Genomic DNA, 25,173 nt, shown 5'->3' with positions numbered 1-25,173 from the left:
GTGCTGAGTGCTGAGTTTAAGAGAGTTATGAGTTATGAGTTATCAGTTATGAGTTATGAGTTATCAGTTAGGAGCTTTTAACTTTTAACTCTTCACTACTCACTCCTAACTTTTCTTCACTTAGCACTCGTTACTCAGCACTCAGCACTCATAGTGTTACTGTATACGCGTCCCGAATACCAGGGACTTTGATAATTTCATCCAAAATGCCCTCTGGTAAAGGGTCATCTATACTCAGAGCCATTACCGCATCGCCACGGACGATTTTACGACCTACCTGCATACTGGCAATATTCACATTAAAACTACCGAGTAGGGAACCCAGTTTGCCGATGATCCCCGGCATATCGCGGTGCAAAGTAAACAACATATATTTGCTGGGTGGGACGTTAATTGGAAAACCGTCAACGTCAGTGAGGTGGATTTCTCGCTCACCCAACAAAGCGCCTGTTACTGAATGAGTACCTAAAGTACCTGTGGCTTCAAGATGCAGTGTGCCGGCATAGTCTCGAATGGAAGCATCGCGGGTTTCAATTACCCGAATTCCGCGTTCTTTGGCTTCTATGCTGGCATTTACGTAATTTACTCGTTCTCGCAAAGCTTGGTAAAGTAGTCCTTTCAGAGCAGCGACGATTAAAGGCTGACTTTTGTTAGTTGCAAGTTCGCCTTGCAGTCGAATATTCAGTACTTCCACCCGTCCGCCAGCTAGCTGTCCTACTAGATTACCGAGCGTTTCTGCTAGCTGCATGTAGGGTTTGAGTTCTTCCAACACATCGGGGCCGAGTCCGGGAATGTTGACGGCTGAACGCGCTGGTAGTCCTAAAAGTACATCACGAATTTGTTCGGCAACATCAATGGCCACATTCACTTGAGCTTCTGCGGTAGAGGCTCCCAAGTGGGGGGTGAGGATAACTTCTTTGCCTAGCGATCGCAACTCAGATTCACCCAGGGGTTCTGACTCGAACACATCCAAGGCTGCACCACCGATTTTACCAGCTTTCAGAGCTGCTGCTAAAGCTACTTCATCAATGATCCCACCACGAGCGCAGTTGATAATCCGGGCTGTGGGTTTCATTTTTGCCAAGGTTGTGGCATTGATTAAGTGCGTGGTTTCTGGGGTTTTGGGAATGTGGAGGGTGATATAGTCTGCTTGCTGGAAGAGTAAATCTAGCTCCACCAACTGACAGCCAATTTGTTCGGCTCGTTCTGTAGAAATAAAAGGGTCGTAAGCTAGGAGTTTCATCCCCATTGTCTTAGCTACAGCCGCAACATGGGAACCAATTTTGCCCAAACCGACAACGCCGAGAGTTTTTTTATAGACTTCTGCACCGACAAAGCTATTGCGATCCCAAGCACCGCGTTTCACCGAAGCGTTAGCATCGGGGATGTGGCGAGATAAAGCTAAAATCATTGCTAGTGCGTGTTCGGCAGCGGCAATTGTATTTCCCTCTGGAGAATTGACTACCACAATTCCCCGGCGTGTGGCAGCGGGAACATCTACATTATCCACCCCCACGCCAGCACGACCGATGATTTTTAACTGGGTGCCGGCATCAATGATTTCTTGAGTGACGCGTGTACTAGAGCGAATCATCAGCGCGTCATACTCACCAATAATTTCACTCAGTTCCGCTGGTTTTAGACCTAATTTGACATCAACAGTTGCAACTTGCGAAAGAATGTCAATTCCAGCTTGGTCAATAGAATCGGAGACAAGAACCTTAGACATGATTATTTCATTTAAAGCTACAGGTTTTGCTGCACAAGACTTTTTAGTTTAGTCTTTATCTGTCGCAATTCAGCAAAAATTATTCATTTGAATATCGACTTAACTTTAACTTACACTATATGGTCGTGGTATCAAAGCATGAGTTGCTTCCGGTGGCTAATGCCTGCTAAGTATTTTTATTGCTGACTACAAACTCTCAAAACTAGCTTGACCAAGTACTAGCTCAGAAATCGCTATAATTCTGGTGAGCCAAATATCCTTTGAGTTTTGTGGAAACCACCCATGTTAGAGTACAACTTGCCAAGGTACTTGCCCTCAGCCGAGGAACTACCGGACTCTGATGAAACACCTGTGGATAACGAACTGCAAGAATTGATACCAGGCTTGCTAAAAGCGATTTTGCTGATACTTTGGGCAGAACGCCTAGACTGGTTGTTTGCCATAGATATGGGTATTTATTATCACCCAGATAAACCGCCAATCGTGCCAGATGGGTTTTTGAGCTTAGGGGTAGAGCGTTTTTATGATGAGGAACTGCGTCCTAGTTATGTGCTGTGGGATGAAAATGTTGTACCGATTTTCGTCCTAGAAGTAGTATCCCAAAATTATCGTAAGGAATACACTACTAAATTAGCTGAATATGAGGCTTTAGGTGTACTCTATTACGTAATTTACTCCTCTCGTCGCCGCCGTAAACCGCATCTGGAAGTACATAAGTTAGTTAATGGTAAGTATGAATTGCAAGAGGGAAACCCATTTTGGCTACCAGAGATTGGCTTAGGAATTGGTTGCGAAAGGGGAAATTATTGTGGCGTAACACGAGAATGGATGTATTGGTATGATGAGCAAGGACAACGATATCTCACGCCCGCAGAACAAGTAAAACAAGCAGCACAACTTGCTCAACAAGAGATACAACGCGCTCAACAAGCAGCACAACTTGCTCAACAAGAGACACAACGCGCTCAACAAGCAGCACAACTTGCTCAACAAGAGACACAACGCGCTCAACAAGCAGCACAACTTGCTCAACAAGAGACACAACGCGCTCAACAAGCAGCACAACTTGCTCAACAAGAGACACAACGCGCTCAACAAGCGGAACAACGGGTGCAACAATTGACTGAACAATTAAGAGCGCTGGGAATAGATCCAGACAATTTGAGTTAACTGAAATATTTTGCAATCTTTTTAACAATACTCAAAAAGCTGAGTTTTTCAGATTTATGGCAAATGCCTAAATCAAGATTTGCTACTGGAAACTGTTAGTAAAAAACTATTCCTTTTTAGGAATAACGTTCCTGATTCCACTTTTGCTAGAAACAGTATCACCTTTATAACGAGGGATGATATGAATACTAGCGTGCATAATATTTTGACCTGCGGCTCGATTGATGTTCATTCCTATATTAAAACCATCAGGTTCAAATTCTGTTTGGAGAATTTTTTGCACTTTGTTCACCATAAACCAGCAAGCAGATTGCTCCTTTAATGGCAGTTCAAAATAATTGCTAACATGACGTTTGGGAATAATCAAAGCATGACCTTTACTTATAGGATAGCCATCAAAAATAGCATAGGCTGTTGCTGATTCAGTTAATAGTTTGAGAGTTTTATGGGGATTACAGAATATACAATAATTAGATGAATTTCGCTGATGATTATAATGGATATATTCATATAATTCCCGACGTTCATCTAAACAAACCGAGGGGAAGGGAAGTTTGACAATACACTGATAGGTAGGTTTTTTATGAACATAATGTTCTCGAAAACCTTCTTTTTTGAGATCCCTTCTTACAGCATAATAAGCTTTACCTCCTGGTTTTAATAGGTGTGATACTTCCATGAGAACATTAGTTTGTTCTTCAGTAAATAAAACATTTAAAACATAAAAGCAAATTATTGTATCGAACTTATTATCAGGATATTCTGGAAAATAATAAGGGTCGTAACCTGTAATATCATAACCTTTTTGATGTAATATCTTAACATCATTCCCAAAGCCGCAACCAAAGTCTAGTATTTTACCTTGTAACAGGTTTTGATTTAATAAAAACTGTGCAGGAAATGACAGATAACTTCTTTCGATCGCAGTCAGATGACTGAATTGATTTTTTCTCTGTTTCATGGAATGAATTTTGGTGCAGATATCGCAAATTTATTATTCCCAGCATCCCTTGAGGTTATGCGATCGCATCTGATAATTTTTAAGGTGAAAACAGGTATCAGTGTCGAGTAAATAATTCACAAGCTATAATCGCATAGACGCAAAGCGGCTTGTCGTAAGACATCGCTTACAGTCCGACTTGAATATATTTCATCAACAATTTGTTCTGCTGTGCGTGTATACTGGCTTGGAGACAGCATAATACAGCCTACCGGACTAACTAATGTTGAGTTTCTAAGGGAGAGTCCAGTTTTCCAATTTTAATCCATTGATGCGTTCGTAGTGACGAGTATTGTTTGTTACTAAAGTGTAATTTTCTGTAAGTGCGACCCTAGCAATTAGTAAATCAAATTCAGCAATTGTTTGTCATATTCTACGGAGTTGTGCCTTTAATTCACCATACTTTCTCAGAGCAGGATCGGTTAAAGGTACGACGGGTAAATTTTGAATAAAGTCTTCTGCACGAGTTAAATTTTCCACTACTGGTCGAGAATTATAAGCACAAAAATATAACTCAGCAACCGTGATGCTGCAAATATAAATTTGCTCCCATCCTATTTCTCTAACTTTAGTTCTGACTGAATTAATATCTTTAATCCCAGAAATGTTGAATGCTGATACAAAACTTTACATAAGTAGTTACACTAACTCTAAAAAGCCTAAATTCGTCAACATAACATCATCTCCTCAAACCAATGAACATAGCTGATTTTCTGACACATACAAGATTGAAGATAGCGGAATTTATCTAATAGTGTATGTCCCCAGTGTTCGGGAATAGATAAAAGCTGTAAAATCAGATACGACTGTTCAATACTGGATAATCGTTTTTTGGCAGCTTTCTCAGTATATCTTTGACAATTTTAGGAAATGAATTTATAATCACAATCAAACTAATATATTTTAAGCCTTCGCCCAAAATTACCCTATTTTGGGCTATTCTTATCGGATTTTTCTTAACATTCAACACTTCTGCTTTAATCCAATAAATGCAAGTATCAGTATCAAGTAAATAAGTCATAGACTAATGTCATTGTTAGAAATAGTACGACTATCATAAATATCTTTGACTATTTCCTCAGCAGTACGTTCATCTTCCCAAGGCCCAAGCCTTTCCATAAATGTGTCTAGTGGATGCGGTTTTGGCTGCTGTTCAAATGAAAGAATGATTTCATTCACTATCAATTGATTTGCTTCTGTAACTCCTAATTTTTTGGTTTACTCTTTAGTTATAACCATAATTTGCATCAAGGTTATAGCCTGACGCAGAACATCACCTTTACTTGTGCCTATTTTATTTCCTAGTCCGTCTAATATCTGATTTAGTTCAGGTGACAAATCTAAGTTTAAGCGAACCATCTTTTGAGTGTCAGTCATGGTTACATCCTCCTGTAAAATGTTAAATACATGAAAAAAATTGATAATTTGCAGGATAAGCTATAGTTCTAAATCTTCATCAAATATTAATTCAGCGTCTCTTGCACCATGAATGACCCGTAGAATATCAATTGCTGATTCAGTGATGCGGTAAAAGATAAGATATTTTTGAAATCCTTTGATAGATATTTGTCGAATTTCTACTAGATTTGGATGGATAAACTGACATTGTTTACCAATAGCTGGGGTTTTTCCTAATTGTTTAAATGTTGCTTCGGCTGCTGTTAAAAAGCGGTCTGAAACATCTAAGTTATCTTGTGCTATGTACGTTGCTAAGTCTATTAAGTCCCGGATAACTTGAGGTCTTTTTTTTATTTCAAACATCACGGCTAAATTGCATCTTGATGTTTTTTCATTCTTTGTCGGATTGTTTGACGGATATCTTCCCAATCTTGAACAGTCATTTCTGTTGCATTCCCAGAGTTTAATCCCTCCAGAAGCATTGCTTCTAGACGTTCTTTAGCTCTCTGTTTTTGGTCTTGTCGCACTAATTCACGAAAATATTCGCTGACACTGCTATAACCACCTTGAGCTACCTGTTCTTCTATATAAGTTCGCATGGTGTCAGGTAAAGAAATATTTATACTTTTCACAAGTGTTAGTTTTTGAATCTGTTTTTCTACATTATGGCAGTTTTTGCCATTTTATGGCATCAAGCCTTTCTATAACGCTCAGAAAGGCGATAAATTAAGAGACAACTGGCGATAAACTAAAGATAAGAAGGTAAGAGAGGCGGATTGAAACTGCCGAATTATGAACTGGCAGTTGTGCCACAGCGAAAAATCACTGAGTATCTGTTGTCGCCAACTCACCCCGATGGACGCAGCAAGGAAAAGTTTTTCACTGCGTTTGGTTTTTCAATAGAGGATTGGGAAACTTTTGCTCAGGCATTACTAAATCATGTTGCTGATAACGATGTTACAAAGATTGAAGATTCACCATTCGGAACTCGATATGCTGTAGAAGGTACACTGCTTTCACCAGATGGCAGAAATCCTGTGGTTCTTTCTGCTTGGTTTATTGAAACAGGGGAAACTATTCCTAAGTTTGTTACTTCATACCCACTGAAACGGAGAGAAGAATGATTCAAGAACTTGATAAGGTTATTCTGACTAGTGATATACCAGAATATAGTTTAGAAGAGGGTGATATAGGTACAGTTGTTTTAGTACATCAGGGTGGTAAAGGATATGAGGTTGAATTTGTCACATTAGATGGAGAAACTGTGGCAATTGTTTCGCTCTACAGCATACAAGTACGTCCAATCGGTAGAAGAGAAATTGCGCGATCGCGGCTGATAAATTAATGTGAATAGTGCTATGTCTAAGATGGGCTATGCCTATGTGCTTCCTAAATTTATCCTCTTTAGTGCTTAACCCTCTTTTGTCACTCTAGGCAGAGGAAAAATATAAATTAGGGTTACTGAAATTCTGAAAAATTGAATAAGTAAGACTATTGACAATCCTCTGAAGCGTACAAAAGCCATCAGATAACTGAGGAATTTTAAAGATTATTAGCCAAGGTTTAATTAAATTAAACAGTACGAAAGGTTGAATTATTAAACGGAGGTTCCACCAGAATATTATTCCAACCATTCCCATTATCCCACCAGGGATGCGATGAAAAATTGGATTCAGATTGTGGGGGAAATTTAAGAAATTGTTCGGAATGAAGACTAACCAAAAGATAAGCACTAAAAACAATTTCCCACCATTTCTCTATTTGTGAATAATGAGTTAGGCGAAAATCTGCCCACCCTAATTCATTTTTACTTTGTTTTAACCCATATTCTACCCAAGTTCTTAAACCATAAAAATTACCCACATCTCTTGGAGTAATGTCTGGATATTTACTCATGACATACCAAGTCGTGTTTTTTGGAAGAACTTCAATATCCGTTGTTATTTGCCAATACCCGATTTCGGATTTTTTGCCACATATTATCTCTCTAATATATCTATTTTCTGAACTTAAATCTGAAAAAACACGCCGGAATCTTTGCCAGGTTGAATATTTGATTTTCGAGTCTGTAATTCCCCATGCTCTATGGTTTGACCGAATTGCTACAATAAAATTAAGCTCTAATTCATTTAATACGGTTAAAAAGTTTTTACCACTTTCACCATATAAGCTATCTGCCAGGACAAGATTGAATCTAAACCCCATTGACCGCAATTTTCTAATCATTGCTTCGGCAATTTCAGGTTTAGTTAAATATTTTTCTCCTAGTTGTAGTCTTTCCCTTGGTTTATATACTTCAAATATTAGAGGAAACGTCATTCCAGATAAAACTGCGTATGCTGTAACCGCCACAATGCCGTTATCTGTTTTACCTAAATTTCCAATGTACTGTCGTTTCACATAATCAGTCGTATTTCTTTTTTTCTTATCCCCTGTCTCATCAATAATTAGTATTATTGGGCGACCTTTAAGTATATACAATATTAATTCTAATCTTTGCCTTCTTAATTCTTGTACGTCCCAGGGTGATTCTGTTAAAAAATGGTGTAATGCCTGATGATTATCTAGCCCTACAATTTTCGCTATTTCTGGTAGAGTTTTACGTTTTATATCAGAAACACATCCCATGTGTAGGTACTTAAAAGCTTCAAAGCTCCTAACTTCTGGAAAGAGGTTTTGATACAACTGGCAGTATTCGTCCACAAATTTTACTGTGGGTACAGGTGGGCGAGCCTCAACCATACTCTCTGTCTTAGTTTTTGCGATCACGCTTAATTATACTTTGGCGAGAGTGACAAAAGAGGGTTAATAAATGAAGTCGCGGCTATATTAAAAAAACCTACAAAAGCAGGTTTTAAAGTGTAGTAGTAGATTTTATTTTTATGTGATGTGCTGTTAAAATTATGAAAATAGGGAAAAAATAAAGTCAATACCGTGACCTATTACACCACCTATTGTTTCACCTATTGTTTTACCTACTGAGCCACCAAATATGGAACCAAGGGAACCGCATATTTTTTCTAAAATAGGAACAGCACTAAATAATTTACTTTTAATTTCTTCCCTTTGTTGGCTGTTAAAATTAATCTCTGTCTCCTTAGCATTATTTCGTTCGTGATTATCCGAAATATTTTTTTGAGATCCATTTTTTCCTTTATTAACTGTTTTATTTATTCTTGTAACTGTTGCTAAAAAAAATGGCACAGCACCTCTATCAGACATTTTTTTAAATATTTGTGTATAAAGTTCCTCCAACCATCTCTTACCATCTGGGGTAGTTTGGCTCTTATTATCTACTGCAACTGATGGAATAGTACTGGCTACTTCATCACCCGTATAGTTTGCAATTTCATGTTGAATACGTTTTGTTCTTTCTTGTAAATCTATTACATAATTATCTGCTTTGTTTGCGCGTGTAAAAATAATAACGGCATATTTCCATACATCTTGTGTAAATGCCTCTGAAATAAGTTCTATGCCTCGCATTTCATCGGTACTAACTCTTGCATCATCAAGACGAGTTACAAAGCATAATGAATCAATTTGTTTTACTTTGTTTCGTATAAGTTCTATATACTTTTGGTCATTACCCTTTTCTGGAATATTGTCACAAAGACCCGGAGTATCAATTATAGTGAATTTAATACCGTTAATTTCATGCTCGTAAGACTGAACTTCCATTGTGGTTGGATCGTAATCACCTATATTACAAATTGGTTCACCCATTAGTGAATTTATAGTGCTTGACTTACCGACTCCTGTACGGCCAACCAAGAGAAAAACAAATGATTTATTACGAGATTTTTGTAAAGATTTAATTAGAGAAAATAAATCATCTATGAATGATGGATAAGCTTTATAATCTATCGAAGAAAACAATTTTTTTAGATTATTTAGTAAAGTATTATCTTTTGTCATGTTCATGGTGTTTCTATGTTTTATTTAGATTCAATCGACAATAAGAAAAATTCAAAAAATCTATCTAATTAAAAATTAACAAAACATGATGAATAAGAAGAACCGCAGATACACGCATCAAAATGCCAATCTATGGGCATCTGTTTGCGTATATATGCGGCTAAAAATTCAGACTTTTCTACCTAAACCCAGCTTAATGCACTAATGCGATCGCACGTTTCGTCAACGCTTCAGCAGTCAATCCATTAAATGCCATCAACTCACCAGCACTGGCTGTAGTTTCGCCACGTTTCCATGCAAAAGTGTCGCGCTTCGCCGTACTCCGCAACAGAATTGGTTCCAGCATCCCCGCAGCGCCACCAGTAACAGCAATTAACGCATCACCATCAAATAATTCAGCAAATTTGGCATCATCCAAGAAACCACCTTCGGGTTCAGAACAAGTGTCCCAAGCAGTATCATGGCTACGGTACAATTGCCGAGGATTGATGACAGAAACTATCTTGACACCAATACCTTCATTTTCTAAGAAAGCAGCAGCTTCAAATACTGGAATTAATGTTAAATCGCCAATTACAGCAAATACAACTTGCTTATCACGAGCGACTTCATGTAATAGCACTGCACCATCGCGTAACCCTTGACGACTTTGTTCTAAAGTTGTGCGAATTGGCAATGGCGATTTACTTGCAGTTATCACAATTCCCTTATTCTTAGTTTTCAACGCCCAGTCATAACAAGCTTGAATACTATTAGCATCAGGCGGAAATAATGGGAAAACATTTCCATTTCGCATCAATGAAGCAAAGTAAGCTTCAATTTCTGGACGTTGGTGAGTCCAACCGTTTCGCCCTTGCTCTAATGCACCTGCTGTGAATAAAGTAATAGTCGAGGGAGTTTGACGGCGTAATTCTGCCATTGATTGGGTTACAGTTTGCCAAATTGGTAATCCGTTGATGGCAAAAGATTCGTAAGAACACCACAAAGTTCTCGCACCCATTAATGCTAAAGCGGCAGCTAAACCGGCACAAGCATCTTCACTCAATGGTTCATAAACTTGTCCATTTGGTGCTTGGAAATATAAGTCGTCGGTTGTGGGGTGGATAATCTTTAATGCTTGGTTGATGTTGGCAATTCCCGATGCTTCATTACCATCGGCGTTGGTGACAAGAAAATTTCGATCTTTATTTCCTACGATTCCTACCAATCTTCCCATTGCGGTAGTGGAAACTCTGGGTTCGCCACCAACTGTATATTCTTCTAAAGGTAATTCGCCTAAATCTGGTAATGGGAATTCAAATTCTGTCACCACAGTTTTGGCTGCTGGGCCACCACCGGCGCGTTCGGCATTTGTTCTGACTAATTGCCAAGCTTCCGCAGACAAAGCACGGGTTTGCAATGCACTGATAATATGGGGCGCATCTAGCGTGTCTTTAGGATAGAGGTTGTGAGATTTCGCACCCCGCGCGTGGACTCCTGCACCTTTGAGTTGTTTAATAATGAAGACGGTAAGTTTACCACCCAATGCAAAACGCGCTGCTTTATCTACACCCGAAAGTACTGCTTGCGTAAATGCTAGGCGTTTCTCAAAGGAAAAGGCGGTACTATCAACGTAATCCCCTGGCTGGTTTTTATCGTCGAAATCTTTGGCATCCACTAACACGACTTCATCAAAACCATTACCTTGCCAATATGCCTGCATCTGTGCATTGGTTTTTAAGGAAACCATGCTGTGATGTTCTTGGCTGTAACCATTCCACACTAATATCGGTAAAAAGTTGGTGACAGCAGGATAAGCTGTATGGAAGTGTGCGATCGCACTTACAATATAAGGCTCACCCAATCCACCATCCCCAACTGTAAAGGGGAACAACTTATCTTTGTGCAACAGTGCAGCCGCCATTGCAAAATGCTGCCCTTGTCCCAAAGGCCCCGCAGGTGCGAGAATACCGGGAATGAAACCAGAAAGGTGTCCTAAGAGTCCGTGCTTTTCTCGGAAGCGATCGCGCAATTGTTGGACTGTAAAAATTCCCATGTCCTCTAGCGAACGATCCAAGAACATGGCACTATAAAATCCGGGGGCGTGGTGTCCGACTTCGGTAATAATGTTTTTGTATCCCAGCATGACAAGAGATGCGTAAGCTTCTGCTTGGCTGGCAAATCCGCCGGGATGCCCAGAAGCTTTACTAGCAGTAACTTGCAAAGTTAGGTAGCGTAAAGCATCAGCAGCAAGTAAAGTTTGATATACAGCTGCTTTGTCTGTGGTCGATGCGATCGCTATTTTGCCCGACTCAATAGCAGGTGTAGCACCATAAGTTTCAAAATCTGGTAAAGCTTCACCAAAATATTGAATCCCTTCAGAAAAATTGGGAAGCGCTGAAGATGCCTTTGGGGAGATTGCAGTCATGCTGAGTACCTTTTGACGATGAGGTGAAACTGTAGATGCTCGTTGAATTTAACCAAAATTTTACATCTTCGAGGTTGTAACAGTTTATTGCTTTTTTGCAACGTTAGAATAAGTACTTTAAATGGTTACGCAAGCAAAATTTAAATTAGTTTCATACCAATTCTGTATGACAATGCAGATAACAACACTTCTCTGTAATTTTCCCTGAGTAAGGCAGAACAGTGTAGCTGGTGGGTAAATATATGCAGCTTCACGAAGAAACGGTTTAAGTAGCAAAAAATATCAAGCAGCAAAAAAATTTATGAAATTCCCAAACGGCCCACAAACTCCAGCAGTTGTACAGATGCTACGCTGGATTGCGAATCCGATGTCATTTATGGAGGCTTGTGCTAAAAGCTATGGCGAGATTTTTACTCTCAGAGTAGATAAAAATCTTCCTCCTTTGGTGATTGTCAGCAACCCCCAAGCGCAACAGCAAATTTTAACAAATGATACCAAGGAATTAGAAGCACCTGGCGATCTGAATGATGTTTTTGAACCTTTGCTGGGAAAGCATTCTGTGATTACCATTAGCGGCGCAGAACACCAGCGTCAACGTCAGTTGTTAATGCCTCCCTTTCATGGCGAAAGAATGCGGAACTATAGCGAGGTGATTACCGATGTCACCAAGCAAGTTATCAGCCAATACCAGATAGGTAAACCCTTTAATATTCGGTCTGCAACTCAAGCTATTACCCTGCGGGTGATTATGCAGGCTGTATTTGGTCTATATGAAGGGCCTCGTGCCGAAAAACTACAGCATTTTTTGGGCGATCTTTTAGAAAGGACCAGTTCTCGCTTAAGTGTAGCTTTGCTTTATTTTCCAGCTTTGCAAAGGGATTTTGGCCCGATTAACTTCTGGGGAAACCAGATGCGCCTTCAGCAAGAAGCTGACGAACTCATCTACCTCGAAATTCGGGAACGTCGAGAACAACCAGATTCATCAGGCCGCACAGATATTCTTAGCTTACTCATGGCTGCTAGGGATGAAGCCGGTCAACCCATGACTGATGAAGAGTTGCGTGATGAATTGATGACTCTGTTAGTCGCCGGTCACGAAACCACAGCAACAGCCTTAGCATGGGCATTATACTGGATTCACAAAATACCATCAGTGCGCCAAAAGCTATTGCAAGAATTAGATAGCTTGGGTGATAACCTAGACCCCAGCATCGTTTTCAAATTACCTTATCTCAACGCTGTTTGTTCCGAGACATTGCGAATTTACCCAGTAGGTATGCTAACTTTTCCCAGAAAAGTAAGAACACCAATATCGCTAGGCGGTTATGAATTAGAACCGGGTACAGTCATAATTGGTTCTATTTATTTAACCCACCACCGAGAAGATATTTATCCAGAACCTAAGCAGTTTAAACCAGAACGTTTTTTAGAACGGCAATTTTCCGCTTATGAATATTTACCCTTTGGGGGTGGTGCAAGGCGTTGTATTGGCCTAGCATTTGCTCAGTTGGAAATGAAGCTAGCACTTGCTCAAATCCTTTCTAGTAAAGAATTACAACTAGTTAATAAAGGTGAAGTGCGACCTAAACGCCGTGGTTTAGTGACAGGCCCAGATCGTCCCATTGAGATGGTTGTTACGAGTCAACGTCAGGTCAAGCCTTCCATTCTACAGACAACCACTGTTTAATGGTTTGGGGGTTGATAGTTGCGTTTTGCAAATTTTCAACTGCCATTTATAGCGTTCCTTTGTTGAGTCCAATATAGCGGTTCTCATATTCAGATGCGGTACAACATTTAAAAAATGCTTGCCAACCCTGTTTTGAAACTGCGAATCGGACTTTTTAAACATGAGATTTTTGCTGGTCTTTCTAAGGATTGTACTCAAATTCACTTTGCGATGGCGTAACCGCCCGCCGTTCGCGTAGCGTCTCGTAGAGAAGGCATCGCACTCCTAGCCAATCTCCTGCTGGGGTTTGTCCGACCTCGTAGGTGTAGCCAACATCCCAAAAGGCGATATTGTAGTAAGTACAATTAGCTAAACACTAGTTCATAAATTGGCTAAGGCTAACGCACCTGAGATTGTTGATGGTGCGTTGCGCTCTGCGACAAGACACCCTACATTAAAATTCCTTAACATAGCTGGAAATATTAGCACCGACTTACTTACAGCAATCCTATTTGATTTGTGAGAATTGCAAGCTACAGGTGTCCCAATGCAGTTTGGTTAATGTTTCGTTTTAACCTTTGAATGGGATTATAGGGGTTCTTGTCCCTTATGAGGTACAAAAATCCCACCCTGCAAGTGAGGAGAAGAATATGATGTACCTAATACGATTGGTAAACGCTATTATCATCAAAATTTGATATAAATTTCCACCGATCTTAATTACACCAAATATTTTTGGTTATTTACTTAATTTGATTATGATTGTTGGCGCTGTTACAACCCGGAATTTCAAAACCGTTTACTATACCTGAGTACTTTCATAAAACAAAAGTAGTTTGCTAAAAACATAAACCTATAATTTTGTAGAGATATTCGTTGTTATCCTAGCCAGCTAAATCACTTTATCTAAGTAAAGTCTCAACAATTTCCAAATTATTTTATGGACTTAGAAGTGATAAATCAACAATAACTAACTCAAAAAGTAGGAATTAGCAAACAAGTACGGAGAAAAGCCTAATCTATTCTTTTTTCTGCGCCACTAGTTAAGAGGTAATCTACGGTGCGAAACTCAAAGCTAGGGTACAGAACGTTCCCTAAGTCTATTCTGCGTCCATCCGTTGCTATAGGTATAATTGCATCTTTATTGATTGGCGGAATAAGTTTTTATATAGTAAAACGCTGGCAAAACTATGCAAATCCAGAAGCACAAGTGCCAGTAACACAATTACCACAGTTAACAACGGTAACGGCTTTAGGACGACTCGAACCACAGGGAAAGGTAATTAAACTCTCGGCTGCGGTATCTGCTGAAGGAAGTCGGGTAGAAAAGTTGTTGGTGAAGGAGGGAGATAGGGTAAAGGCGGGACAAATAATTGCAATTTTGAACAGCCGCGATCGCCTCCAAGCAACTTTAAAAGAGGCGCAAGAACAGGTAAAAGTAGCCCAGGCCAACCTGAACCGCACTAAAGCAGGTGCTAAACGCGGTGAAATTGCCGCCCAAAAAGCTGCGATCGCTCGTCTAGAAGCCCAAGGCCAAGGTGATATTAATGCCCAAGCCGCGACAATTGAGCGATTTCAAGCCGAAGTGCGTAACGCCCAAGCAGAAAACGAACGTTATCAGCAACTATATCAACAAGGCGCAATTTCCGCTTCTCAACGGGATAGTAAGCGTTTAAACCTGGAAACCGCCCAAAAAAGCTTGCAAGAAGCCCAAGCACAGTTAAATCGTACCCAATCAACTAGCCAACAACAGGTCAAAGAAGCTACAGCAACACTCGATGAAATCGCTGAAGTGCGCGGAGTGGATGTAGAAGCCGCCCAAGCAGAAATTAATCGTGCCGTAGCAGCCATGAATCTGGCAAAAGTCAATCTTGAACAGGCAGAAGTGCGATCGCCCCAAAATGGACAGGTATTTGAGATCCATACCCATCCTGGGGAATTAGTCTCAAATGATGGCATTGCAGATATTGGACAAACCAGTCAGATGTATGTCATCGCCGAAGTCTACGAAAGCGATATCGGCAAAGTACATTCAGGGCAGCAAGTACGAATAATTGGTGATTACCTGCCGATTGAATTACAGGGAATCGTAGATCGCAAAGGCTTGCAAGTGCGACGACAGAATGTCATTAACACAGATCCCGTCAGCAATATCGACAACAGAGTAGTAGAAGTCCACATACGACTAGATGAAGCCTCCAGCCAAAAAGCTGCCACCTTAAGCAATATGCAGGTTAAGGCAGTAATTGAATTGTGAAAAGGGGATTGGGGACTGGTTACTGGGAGTGGGAGATTCTGAAGTCGATGAACAAGTCCCCAGTCCCTAATCCCTAATCCCCAGTCCCTAATCCCCAGTCCCTAATTATGAGATTGATCAAACAACTGCGACGGCGAACTCCTCTAGGATGGCTGCAACTGAATCATGAAAAAAGCCGTCTTTTCGTGGCATTATCAGGCATTGCCTTTGCGGATCTTCTCATGTTCATGCAGCTAGGCTTTCAAACTGCGCTGTATGACAGTAACACTAGATTACATCGCAGTTTGGAAGCAGACATTGTTTTAACTAGTCCCCAAGCCCGTAACTTGCCAAGCTTGTCTACATTTTCTCGTCGGCGACTTTACCAAGCAATGGATATACCAGGGGTAAAGTCGGCGGAACCAATGTATTTCAACAACACAATCTGGAAGAATCCCCAAACGCATCGTGAAACGGGGGTGTTAGTTATCGGTTTTAACCCAGATAAGCCAGCCTTTGATTTACCAGATGTTAACCAGCAATTGCAAGCGATCAAATTACCCGATACCGTCTTGTTTGATCGTGGTGCAAGAGGAGATTATCAAAAAGCGATCGCTCAAATTGAACAAGGTAAAACCCTGACTACCGAAATAGAACGGCGTACCATTACCATTAGTGGCTTGTTTCAAGTCGGGGCTTCCTTTGGTTCTGATGGCAACCTGATTACCAGCGATCAGAACTTTTTACGGCTATTTTCTGGGCGACAGTCCAACAGTGTCAGTTTAGGTTTGATTGTTCTTAAACCAGGCTATGACCCGAAAAAAGTGGCAGCAATGCTCAAACTCTACCTCAGAAATGATGTCAAAGTATTAACCCACGCCGAATTTATTGAATTTGAAAATAATTTCTGGAGAACAAATTCTCCAATTGGATTTATTTTCAGCCTGGGTGTATCAATGGGATTTGTGGTAGGCGTGATTATTGTCTATCAAGTCCTCTCCACCGATGTTAATGCCCACGTTCGGGAATACGCCACCTTTAAAGCAATGGGATATCGCAATTATTACCTATTAGGTGTAGTGCTTGAAGAATCGTTAATCTTAGCAGCACTGGGCTTCTTTCCTGGATTGGGAGTGTCTTTAGCACTTTACCAATTGACTCGCACAGCTACAAATTTGCCCATGTACATGACTGCGATTCGGGCATTGCAGGTATTAGTGCTGACCATACTTATGTGTACCATTTCTGGTGCGATCGCCACCCGCAAACTCCAAGCCACCGACCCCGCTGATATGTTTTAAATTTGTCATTTGTCATTGGTCATTGACAAAGGACAAATGACCAATGACCAATGACGATCGTCACGAGTAATCGATCTATTTATGACTAATCAATCCATCATCTCCATCCAGAATCTCGACCACCACTTTGGTCACGGCTCACTCCGTAAGCAAGTTTTATCTAACATCAACTTAGAGATTAATGCTAGTGAAATTATTATGATGACCGGGCCCTCTGGTTCGGGAAAGACTACCTTGCTGACATTAGTGGGTGGCTTGCGTTCTACTCAATCTGGTAGTTTGCGGGTGTTGGGACGAGAACTTTGTGGTGCAAGTGCTGAACAACTAGTGCAGGCGCGACGGCGTAACGGTTATATTTTCCAAGCACATAACCTGCATGGTAGTTTAACGGCACTCCAAAACGTCAAAATGGCTTTGGAACTACATAAACATCTTGGGTCAAAAAAGATACTAAATATGTCAGCCCAGATGTTAGAGCAGGTAGGATTAGGAAATCATTTGCATTACTATCCTGATAAACTATCTGGGGGACAAAAACAACGAGTAGCGATCGCTCGTGCTTTAGTCAGTCATCCTCAAATAATCCTTGCAGATGAACCCACTGCCGCCCTTGACAGTCAATCGGGACGAGATGTAGTTAATCTCATGCAAAAACTGGCAAAAGAACAAGGCTGTACCATCTTAATGGTTACTCATGACAACCGCATCCTAGACATTGCCGATCGCATTCTTGATATGGAAGATGGCAAACTCAAGTCAAAAGTAACACTATCAACCTAAAGCTGATTAGCATATTTCATCATTCAGAGTTGATTTATAAAGTAAATCTTAAGTGTGGGATAGCAGACTAAATTTGTGCATTAAAATTGTAGTTTTTTAGCGTTAAAGAAGCGCGTACCAAGAGCAAATATTCATATATTTACATTATTTAATCTAGTTTAACTAAGTTTGGGACTTAAAGTCCCCTGGCTCTAAAGGCAGAACGAATTGAACACCTAAGCTAAATCCCCAGACGCGACGCTCGAGTACTCGCTAACGCTGCGCTATCGCAGACTCGCTAACACAAAACGTAATTACGAATTACGTTAGCGTAGCGGGACGTAGCCCATTACGAATTATTTAATTTATCCAGGTCAATTTACTTAGTTTAAGTAATTTCCCCATACCAATTTCAACTTAACAATGTGATATTAGTGTCCAGTTGAAAAAGTGTCCAGTTGATTCCAAGATTTTCTTCAAGTATTATTTATGTAATGACTGTAACCACAACGGGTTTCCTTTGTTGCTTAACAAGTGACACATATAACAAGCCATGAGAGCATTTTTGCCATCAATCTAGTTAAATTTTATGCTCATTCTCAATGTCATACACCTTGGTTATTAGAGTTAAGACCAATTCATTAAAGTTACAGATAAAATGATTAGCCCTTGCAATCCATAAGTATCTGGAGAATTTCCGAAAATTTATGGTTGTCAACAACATTGGCTTCAAGCAGGAAACACTGGCGATTATAAGCTAGTCTATTTTCCAACACAAGCAAGGGATTTTTTGTAGTTATATGATTATTGAGAATAGCGCTAGTAGTTCAAACAAAAAGTTGCTCGGTTTTTATGTCAAAACTTTGACAACCAATCGTCGTGCAATAAATGTGTTCAAGGCAATATTTGCTATTTTCCCGATCGCTTTGGCATTGCCTGTAGATGCCTTACAAGTAAAGGTGACTCCCACTAATGCGAAATTAGGGGATACACTTTCAGTGGAGATTAATCTAGATAATCCAGAAAATGGTACAAACCCAACAGTAGCTAGTGGTAAGAATACATACCCAGCCTTTGCAATTGCACCCAATCAGTATCGGGCTTTTGTTCCGACAACTCCATTAGAAACAGCTGGAAATAGAACACTTCGGATTGCGGGAGATGGTCAAGTACAAAACTTGGCAGTGAATGTGCTTAATCGCAAATTCCCCGTACAACGCATTACTTTGCCACCTGGCAAAGCCGGAGTCGATGCTACAGAATATGAACTGAAGCGCGTGGCAGCTTTGAAAGCGCTACAGACACCAGAAAAGTATTGGAATGGAGTATTCCTAAAGCCAAATGCAGGGCGAATGAGTACAAACTATGGTGTACGTCGCTACTATAATGGTACATTTGCAAAGGACTACTATCACCGTGGTCTTGATTACGCTGGTGCTGCCGGCTCACCAGTAATTGCCCCAGCTGCTGGGCGAGTTGCTTTGGTAGGTAAGGTATCACAAGGGTTTCGGATACACGGTAACGTAGTTGGCATTGACCACGGTCAAGGAGTAACCAGTATTTTCATGCACCTGAGTCGTATTAACGTTAAAGAAGGTGATTTTGTGAAAGCTGGTCAACTAATCGGTGCAGTCGGTTCAACGGGTGCTGCTACAGGGCCACATCTACACTGGGGTTTGTATGTCAACGGACAATCTGTTGATCCAACACCTTGGCGAACTAAAGTCGTTAACTAGTAGAGGCGGAATTAATCGCGTCTGTGCATAATTTGTATATTTTTTGCTGATAATTAGGCAAAACAAATTGAATTGATACCGTCCCTACCTTGCTTGACTAACATAAATGATGATAAGCATTATGAGCATCGAAAAAATTGTAGAACAAGCTCTCCAGGATGGTTATTTAACACCAGCAATGGAAGCAGAAGTAGGTAGAATCTGTGACAACGCCTCTGAACTCTCAATTGAAGAGTATATGGCGCTGGATCGGCTGATGGGTGCGCTATTGACTGGTGAGGTAGTGGCGGTACCTCGCAAACAATTTATTAACGTTATGGAAGAATTAGTGCTAACAGAAGCGATCGCACGAGTCGCAGAAATTGAAGCCACGAGCGAAAGTTCTCTAGATGTTGGGGATATTGCTGCTTACGCTCTCAATCGGCTACCACCTTTATATGCTACTACAGAAGAAGGTGCTAACTTCCAGCGCCAAACGGCTCAGGCACAACTCCAAGACTTAATTTCTCAGCAAGTAAGTGAGGCAATTAACCGTTACCTCGATCGGCCCAACTTCTTCCCAGAACGGCAAGCTTTGGGTAAAAACAATGGCAATGAGGTTGTACGCCAAGTTAGTGCTTTACTCCAAGCTTATGCACCTAACTTTGAGCAAAAATTATGATTTTAAGAGTCATTGGTCATTAGTCATTTGTTTTAGATAAAAGACAAAAGACTAATGACTCTTAATTCATTAATCACGTACTACGACTGTTGTACCTATAGTTACTTGCTCATACAACAATCGGACATCAGAATTACGCATTCTTAAACAACCGTGGGATACAGCAGTTCCTACCAGGTCAATATCTGGCGTACCATGAAAGCCAATTTCATTCCGTCCATCTGACCAAAAACCAATCCATCTGTCTCCCAAAGGACTATCCGTACCAGCCTGAAATACTTTACCCGTAATTGGGTGACGCCAAATTGGATAGTGCCGCATGTGAATCACCTGAAAAGAACCTGTGGGTGTTTCCCAACCTTTCTTACCAACAGCAATGGGGTAGCTGGCTATGACCTCATCCCCTGCATATACATAAGTGCGGCGATCGCTTAAATCAACCACCACTTGCGTCTTAGTATTTGCCAACTTATTAGATGGTACTTGTTGGGCTGAAGCCTGAGACCATAGACCTTTTGGCCAACTATCCGCAACTGGATTTTGTCTTTCTACTTGCGCCACTAGCCGCGTCTGAGTTGGTAGTTCAGCTGCTTTAGCGACATTATTCTTAATAATTTTGGGCTGAGTTTGAGGCTTAATATTAGGATATTTGAGTCTAGAAACCCCCCGAACTACATTCTTATCAATTATTTTTGACTTAGTTTGAGACTTAATAGCAGAAGACTTGAGTGTAGAACCCCTACGATTAGTTGCTTTCGCTACATTCTTCTTAATTATTTTTGATTTAGTTTGAGGCTTAACAGCAGAGGACTTTCGTGTAAACGTCCTCTGGACAGTTGAGCCTTGGGTAGCTTCATCAGCTGGCACAGATACACCCAACGCAATTTCCCCTAAACTAACCTGGGAAAGATTTTTATAGGCTTCCTCTGGCCGGCTTCCCTTAAAATTGGTTTGGATAGAATCTCGCCGCATCGAAGTAGATGCAGACTTTTCAGACTGCCGTTCCGCCGTAGTAATGCGCCAATGGACAGCTAAGGATAAAAATGCTGTACCAAAACAAAGCAGCATTACCATACGCCCTACAGATTCGTTTCTTACCATTGCCATCGCCTATTGTTTATCCCTGACATATTCAGCCGAGTAATTGGGTGAGTTCATCATCCGAACATCAAAAATTTATCAATACTTATCATTTCTGCTATAAATCTGCCAACACCTCTGGGCACACTAAGACTATGCGAATTGTCCCAACGGCAAAACTCTAGGTGAGCAACCTCATTCCTCAGAAGTTCTGCGGGTTGTAAGCCTTTAATAAGACTTTCTGGTAGAACTTTTGAAATGTAGCAATCAATCATTAATGGTGTAGGTGAAAGAAAAACCATGTTTGAAAAACTATTGCTAGCAGTCACAATTACATTTTCCCTCAATTTCTTTTTTCAAGTTCGCGTACCAGAGCAACATAACTCTAGTACTGCCTACGGGCCACAACCAGAACAACCAGTAACTATTCTGGTAACAAAATCAAAAAAATAAATCACCATCCTAGCAACTACAGCAACCCAACTTCCAGAAATTATCACCTGAATTTTAAAAGTATCAAGAAGCTATAATCACAAAATTTTATCTTTATCCTTATAACTAGATTTAATTATTTTTATCAAGCGTATATACCCAGTTGCTAAAAGTATCAAAGTGTGCATATAATTACAACACTTTTGTTAGCAAAAACTGCCGTGACCAAAGGGAACAAGGGTTTAAGTTGAGCCAGTCTCCAAATCTCTGCCACAGTTCTCCTGCAAGACGCTCGATAGCGCAACGTTAGCGAAGCGGTAGCAAGGTAGGAGCGTCCGTAGGAGCGTCTGACTCCCTACCGCTACGCTATCAGTGTATATTTGTCGCAAGAGCAACTTCCCCTCACCTTGAAAGTGCTGTTAGCGGTAGCGGGGCGTTTAGCCCGTGCTGTGAGCGGATAGCTAAGTTGAGCCAGTGCTGAGTAGAAATCCCAGTCCCTAGAATATTTTCATGTAAGGATTTTGAAACTCGTTTCATCTGGACTCCCCCCTGCTCCCTGCCCCCTGGAAGGACAACAATGAGAGCAGTATAAGGAAAAATTGACTCTGCTTATTGCTATGAATGTATCCAAAATTGTATGCTTCAGTGTTCCAGTAAGAAATCCGTCACCTGAGCATGGAACTTCTACCCCATTAGCAAGTCTAATAGATAGGGATGATTTAGAGCCAGTACGATCTATGAGTCAATCGATTACTGTATCCTGGTCAACGGTTGATGCAAAGTATCCAGAAGCATCAGTGCAAGTTGACAAACTCCCTAACCACGATTTAATTTTGCGCTGTCAAGCCGGACTGCGACCAGATCGTGCTGCCTTTGCAGAACTATTACGCCGCTATCAAAGTCAAGTTGATCGAGTTCTATACCACCTAGCTCCAGATTGGGCTGACAGAGCCGATTTGGCTCAAGAAGTTTGGATTCGAGTATATCGGAATATTAACCGATTACAAGAGCCTGCTAAATTTCGGGGCTGGTTAAGCCGTATTGCCACCAACTTGTTTTATGACGAGTTACGGAAACGCAAGCGGGTGATGAGTCCTTTGTCACTGGATGCTCCCCGTTCCTTAGAAGACGGTGAGATGGATTGGGAAATCGCCGGCGATACCCCAGGCCCGGAGGAAGAACTGACAACTAGAGAATTTTACGAGCAATTGCGGGAAGCGATCGCGGATTTACCGGAAGTTTTTCGTACTACCATCGTCCTGAGAGAAATCGAAGGTATGGCTTATGAAGAAATTGCCGAAATCACTGGAGTTTCATTAGGAACTGTGAAGTCAAGAATAGCCAGAGCTAGATCGAGGTTGCAAGCTCACTTGCAGAATTATTTAGACTCTTAATTTACAGGATCTTGCCTCTGCCCAATGACAGAATTTAAGCACAGATTAAGAATTACCTTCAAAGACGTACATAGATTCTGCCTTTAGGATGAAAATTGGCTAATTTTCCCAAAATTCCCGCCCAGTTTACCCGTGTATGAGTTGGTAATAATGTTAAGATGACTACTGATTCTCAGTTTTACGACCGTTCTCCTTTGCAACTTCCTCAAAATTTGTCAGATGGAATGGCCAATCATACCAATGAATCAACGGGTCTTATGGATATGGTGAAGCGCGATCGCTTCGAGTTATTGAGTGCTTATCTCGATGGTGAAGTCACAGCCACCGAACGCAAGCAAGTAGAAGAATGGCTGGCAAATGATGCCTCAGTTCAATGCTTGTATACCCGACTGTTAAAACTGCGCCAAGGCTTGCGGATGCTCCCAGTGCCCACAGCCCAACAATCTCCAGAAGTAACAGTTCAGCAAGTATTGACACGTTTGCACCGCCGCTCCCGTCTAAACTGGGTGGTGGGAGGTGCTGCCGTTGCGGCTTGTGCGATCGGCATTGTATCTGGCTTCGTCGGTGGTGGTTCGAGAGTGCCGCAACTGGCACAACGACCAGAAACAGAACCAATACAAACCTCCTCAGCGTCTATAGTTCCCCCTTCGCCGCTGATGGTGGGACTAAATAATCCGGTAATTGAAATTCCGAAAGCAGCAGTAGCCTCACCGGAAAATTCAATTCATCAGGTACAGCCGCAACGTCACGACTCCAAACAAGACATCAATTAATCGCAAAGTTTATAGTTCAAAACTGTACTCTAGGGTTAAACCGCAGCCGCTCCACCAGCCGTCAGGTTGGAGGAAGCCTCTTAATTGCTCAACTTGCTCTAGAGTCATTAAATAAACCCAAGCCCAACTATAAGAGAACGACTGTGCCTCATAAACCTCGATAATTTGCCGATTATAGAGGTTTTCTGGCGTTTGTCTATGGGGCTGGTAATCTTCCAGCACATCTAACTCATTCAAAATCTTTGGGTTAGAAAAAGAGAGCAAATATCCGTAGACTTTGCTATTACCTAGCGTCATCGCTGGGTAGCCCATTGGCAGAGCAAACAATTGTCCTTGTACAAAAGCTTTTTTTACATCTACTACCTTGCCAGCACAGTATCTTTTATAGTTAGCTTCACCTGGTTTGAGCGTGCCGTAAACAAAAACCCGCACCAAATCAGAAAATTTTATATTTGATTCAACCATCGCCTGTTTTTACCATCTGAATCGACAGCAATAAAAACCTATCATAGTGAATACCTCTAGATATTAATATCTAGAGGTATTTTTATTTACTTAGATTACGAAGATAAGCAATTAAGTACTACTCTTGCCTTTATTCTTGTCTAGCTTCTCTTGAATAGCTTCTCTACAAAATTCAGGAGGGTTCTCTTGTTGCTGCACTTCCTCTTTCATTGTCTTAGTCATGCGTATATTCATTTTCTCGCTCAGTGGCTCCTCTCTGTCAGTAGTAAATTTTTTTAAATTTTCTGGAGTTCCTTTAGGATTAGCCATTATTGAGAAATATAAATATAGCCTGATCTACGTGGAAGCGAGTAAATAAGATTTCAAATCGGTGGTGTTGTCATCCTTGGAAATGGTTCACCACCGATACCACTTTTATAAATGGGTAACTCTATTTTATGTTCACACGTGCAGAACTCGAAATCAAAACCACTGCTGAGTTGAGAGACTTGTGTAGACGTTACGGATTAAAGCCTACTGGGAATGCAGGGTACAAGACTAGTTGGATTGTCACCTTGATGGCATTTCCACAGATAGCACTCACTCAACTCAGGCAGGGAAGAGGCTTGAAGTCACCAGGTTTCAGCGTTATTCGATTCCTTGAAGGGGTGGTAGATGAGATGAATTCACCCACTGATGAGCAAGCAGCGCTGATTAAGCTGACGATGGAGAGCAAAGCTATGAGCTATCCTGACAGATACGACCAAGAGAATTTGCTTAACTTGCACAAGGCTAACATGCACCTTGAAATGGCGATCGCATTACTAACCTAGTAAATTAATTTAGAACCATAACACATTTAGTCCCCAGTATCCTAAGCTTAGGGACTTTTCTATATTCCATATACCTAAAGTTGTTGGACTATTAGTCTAAGAACTTTAGCGATATAAGATAGATAGAAATAGAGGGGTAAATTAATTTTGTAAATTAAATTAGAAAATTACTAGACAAATAATTCCCTCAACATAGTGGTTCAAACGTACTAGTAAGGATCAAATACTAGAAAATT

At 40.9% G+C, this 25,173-nt stretch carries 24 protein-coding genes and 3 pseudogenes; 13 read left to right on the top strand and 14 right to left on the bottom strand.

Annotation, left to right across the window (positions count from 1 at the left end; translation table 11 throughout):
- Positions 1 to 148: 148 nt before the first annotated feature.
- A complete protein-coding gene (gene serA / locus HWQ39_RS19120; RefSeq protein WP_292848381.1) occupies positions 149 to 1,729 on the bottom strand; it encodes a phosphoglycerate dehydrogenase in 1,581 nt (526 codons plus the stop codon).
- Between the two features lie 282 nt (positions 1,730 to 2,011).
- On the opposite strand from serA, the pseudogene HWQ39_RS19115 reads away from it, so the two are divergent.
- Positions 2,012 to 2,680: pseudogene (locus tag HWQ39_RS19115) on the top strand (Uma2 family endonuclease); the annotation flags it as partial.
- Between the two features lie 325 nt (positions 2,681 to 3,005).
- On the opposite strand, the gene HWQ39_RS19110 reads toward HWQ39_RS19115, so the two are convergent.
- The 7 genes and pseudogenes from HWQ39_RS19110 to HWQ39_RS19075 form a co-directional block, all read right to left on the bottom strand.
- Entirely contained in the window at positions 3,006 to 3,860 is an 855-nt protein-coding gene (locus tag HWQ39_RS19110) for an HIT family protein (RefSeq protein ID WP_292848378.1), read from the bottom strand.
- Between the two features lie 707 nt (positions 3,861 to 4,567).
- Positions 4,568 to 4,705: pseudogene (locus tag HWQ39_RS19100) on the bottom strand (IS4 family transposase); the annotation flags it as partial.
- The gene (locus tag HWQ39_RS19095) at positions 4,696 to 4,920 is read right to left on the bottom strand and encodes a hypothetical protein (protein ID WP_292848375.1); all 225 of its coding nucleotides are present in this window, start codon (positions 4,918 to 4,920) and stop codon (positions 4,696 to 4,698) included. The gene HWQ39_RS19095 and the pseudogene HWQ39_RS19100, both read right to left, overlap by 10 nt.
- Positions 4,917 to 5,084, bottom strand: coding sequence for a hypothetical protein (locus HWQ39_RS19090; RefSeq protein WP_292848372.1), 168 nt, complete (start codon positions 5,082 to 5,084; stop codon positions 4,917 to 4,919). The genes HWQ39_RS19095 and HWQ39_RS19090 overlap by 4 nt, the downstream gene beginning before the upstream one ends.
- A 33-nt stretch (positions 5,085 to 5,117) precedes the next feature.
- The gene (locus HWQ39_RS19085; protein ID WP_292848369.1) at positions 5,118 to 5,276 is read right to left on the bottom strand and encodes a DNA-binding protein; all 159 of its coding nucleotides are present in this window, start codon (positions 5,274 to 5,276) and stop codon (positions 5,118 to 5,120) included.
- Positions 5,277 to 5,336: 60 nt separating this feature from the next.
- Positions 5,337 to 5,660, bottom strand: coding sequence for a type II toxin-antitoxin system RelE/ParE family toxin (locus HWQ39_RS19080; protein WP_292848367.1), 324 nt, complete (start codon positions 5,658 to 5,660; stop codon positions 5,337 to 5,339).
- A gap of 5 nt (positions 5,661 to 5,665) precedes the next feature.
- On the bottom strand, positions 5,666 to 5,929 hold the full coding sequence (locus tag HWQ39_RS19075; RefSeq protein ID WP_292848364.1) for a type II toxin-antitoxin system ParD family antitoxin: 264 nt from the start codon (positions 5,927 to 5,929) through the stop codon (positions 5,666 to 5,668).
- A gap of 144 nt (positions 5,930 to 6,073) precedes the next feature.
- Between HWQ39_RS19075 and HWQ39_RS19070 the strand changes: the two genes are divergently transcribed.
- Positions 6,074 to 6,421: a DUF6883 domain-containing protein gene (locus HWQ39_RS19070; RefSeq protein ID WP_292848361.1), complete on the top strand. Its 348-nt coding sequence runs from the start codon at positions 6,074 to 6,076 to the stop codon at positions 6,419 to 6,421.
- Positions 6,418 to 6,642 (top strand): DUF4926 domain-containing protein, encoded by a 225-nt coding sequence (locus HWQ39_RS19065; RefSeq protein ID WP_292848358.1) that lies wholly within the window; start codon positions 6,418 to 6,420, stop codon positions 6,640 to 6,642. The genes HWQ39_RS19070 and HWQ39_RS19065 overlap by 4 nt, the downstream gene beginning before the upstream one ends.
- Before the next feature lie 85 nt (positions 6,643 to 6,727).
- Here the strand turns inward: HWQ39_RS19065 and HWQ39_RS19060 are convergent.
- The 3 genes and pseudogenes from HWQ39_RS19060 to HWQ39_RS19050 all read right to left on the bottom strand — a co-directional run bounded on the left by HWQ39_RS19060 (position 6,728) and on the right by HWQ39_RS19050 (position 11,622).
- A pseudogene (locus tag HWQ39_RS19060) lies at positions 6,728 to 8,039 on the bottom strand (IS701 family transposase).
- 159 nt (positions 8,040 to 8,198) lie between these two features.
- The gene (locus HWQ39_RS19055) at positions 8,199 to 9,215 is read right to left on the bottom strand and encodes a GTPase (protein WP_292848355.1); all 1,017 of its coding nucleotides are present in this window, start codon (positions 9,213 to 9,215) and stop codon (positions 8,199 to 8,201) included.
- A gap of 193 nt (positions 9,216 to 9,408) precedes the next feature.
- Positions 9,409 to 11,622 carry a phosphoketolase gene (locus HWQ39_RS19050; protein ID WP_292848351.1) on the bottom strand — a complete coding sequence of 738 codons (2,214 nt, stop codon included), beginning with the start codon at positions 11,620 to 11,622 and terminating at the stop codon, positions 9,409 to 9,411.
- A 301-nt stretch (positions 11,623 to 11,923) separates the two neighbouring features.
- Here HWQ39_RS19050 and HWQ39_RS19045 point away from each other — a divergent pair, with 301 nt between their 5' ends.
- The 6 genes from HWQ39_RS19045 to HWQ39_RS19020 all read left to right on the top strand — a co-directional run bounded on the left by HWQ39_RS19045 (position 11,924) and on the right by HWQ39_RS19020 (position 19,981).
- Positions 11,924 to 13,309 (top strand): cytochrome P450, encoded by a 1,386-nt coding sequence (locus HWQ39_RS19045; RefSeq protein ID WP_292848348.1) that lies wholly within the window; start codon positions 11,924 to 11,926, stop codon positions 13,307 to 13,309.
- Between the two features lie 1,039 nt (positions 13,310 to 14,348).
- Positions 14,349 to 15,545, top strand: a complete 1,197-nt coding sequence (locus HWQ39_RS19040; RefSeq protein WP_292848345.1) for an ABC exporter membrane fusion protein — start codon at positions 14,349 to 14,351, stop codon at positions 15,543 to 15,545.
- A 107-nt stretch (positions 15,546 to 15,652) separates the two neighbouring features.
- Positions 15,653 to 16,825 (top strand): ABC transporter permease DevC, encoded by a 1,173-nt coding sequence (gene devC, locus HWQ39_RS19035; protein ID WP_292848342.1) that lies wholly within the window; start codon positions 15,653 to 15,655, stop codon positions 16,823 to 16,825.
- 81 nt (positions 16,826 to 16,906) lie between these two features.
- Positions 16,907 to 17,605, top strand: coding sequence for a DevA family ABC transporter ATP-binding protein (locus HWQ39_RS19030; RefSeq protein ID WP_292848339.1), 699 nt, complete (start codon positions 16,907 to 16,909; stop codon positions 17,603 to 17,605).
- 779 nt (positions 17,606 to 18,384) lie between these two features.
- Positions 18,385 to 19,320: a M23 family metallopeptidase gene (locus tag HWQ39_RS19025; protein ID WP_292848336.1), complete on the top strand. Its 936-nt coding sequence runs from the start codon at positions 18,385 to 18,387 to the stop codon at positions 19,318 to 19,320.
- A gap of 121 nt (positions 19,321 to 19,441) precedes the next feature.
- Positions 19,442 to 19,981: a late competence development ComFB family protein gene (locus HWQ39_RS19020; protein WP_292848333.1), complete on the top strand. Its 540-nt coding sequence runs from the start codon at positions 19,442 to 19,444 to the stop codon at positions 19,979 to 19,981.
- A gap of 69 nt (positions 19,982 to 20,050) precedes the next feature.
- On the opposite strand, the gene HWQ39_RS19015 is transcribed toward HWQ39_RS19020, so the two are convergent.
- Positions 20,051 to 20,695 (bottom strand): L,D-transpeptidase, encoded by a 645-nt coding sequence (locus HWQ39_RS19015; protein WP_292848774.1) that lies wholly within the window; start codon positions 20,693 to 20,695, stop codon positions 20,051 to 20,053.
- 666 nt (positions 20,696 to 21,361) lie between these two features.
- On the opposite strand from HWQ39_RS19015, the gene HWQ39_RS19010 reads away from it, so the two are divergent.
- The 3 genes from HWQ39_RS19010 (at position 21,362) to HWQ39_RS19000 (ending at position 23,660) form a co-directional block, all read left to right on the top strand.
- Positions 21,362 to 21,514: a hypothetical protein gene (locus tag HWQ39_RS19010; RefSeq protein WP_292848331.1), complete on the top strand. Its 153-nt coding sequence runs from the start codon at positions 21,362 to 21,364 to the stop codon at positions 21,512 to 21,514.
- A gap of 716 nt (positions 21,515 to 22,230) precedes the next feature.
- Positions 22,231 to 22,887, top strand: coding sequence for a sigma-70 family RNA polymerase sigma factor (locus HWQ39_RS19005; protein ID WP_099101330.1), 657 nt, complete (start codon positions 22,231 to 22,233; stop codon positions 22,885 to 22,887).
- Positions 22,888 to 23,045: 158 nt separating this feature from the next.
- Entirely contained in the window at positions 23,046 to 23,660 is a 615-nt protein-coding gene (locus tag HWQ39_RS19000) for a transcriptional regulator (protein WP_292848329.1), read from the top strand.
- Positions 23,661 to 23,669: 9 nt separating this feature from the next.
- On the opposite strand, the gene HWQ39_RS18995 is transcribed toward HWQ39_RS19000, so the two are convergent.
- Together HWQ39_RS18995 and HWQ39_RS18990 are read right to left on the bottom strand one after the other, a co-directional pair.
- The gene (locus HWQ39_RS18995) at positions 23,670 to 24,125 is read right to left on the bottom strand and encodes a gamma-glutamylcyclotransferase (protein WP_292848326.1); all 456 of its coding nucleotides are present in this window, start codon (positions 24,123 to 24,125) and stop codon (positions 23,670 to 23,672) included.
- Positions 24,126 to 24,236: 111 nt separating this feature from the next.
- Positions 24,237 to 24,434: a hypothetical protein gene (locus HWQ39_RS18990; RefSeq protein WP_292848323.1), complete on the bottom strand. Its 198-nt coding sequence runs from the start codon at positions 24,432 to 24,434 to the stop codon at positions 24,237 to 24,239.
- Positions 24,435 to 24,562: 128 nt separating this feature from the next.
- On the opposite strand from HWQ39_RS18990, the gene HWQ39_RS18985 reads away from it, so the two are divergent.
- Positions 24,563 to 24,937 carry a hypothetical protein gene (locus HWQ39_RS18985; RefSeq protein WP_292848320.1) on the top strand — a complete coding sequence of 125 codons (375 nt, stop codon included), beginning with the start codon at positions 24,563 to 24,565 and terminating at the stop codon, positions 24,935 to 24,937.
- Positions 24,938 to 25,173 lie beyond the last annotated feature (236 nt).

This window comes from Nostoc sp. NMS8, from assembly GCF_017115045.1.
GTDB lineage: Bacteria > Cyanobacteriota > Cyanobacteriia > Cyanobacteriales > Nostocaceae > Nostoc.
This window is presented reverse-complemented; position numbering and strand designations above follow the sequence as displayed.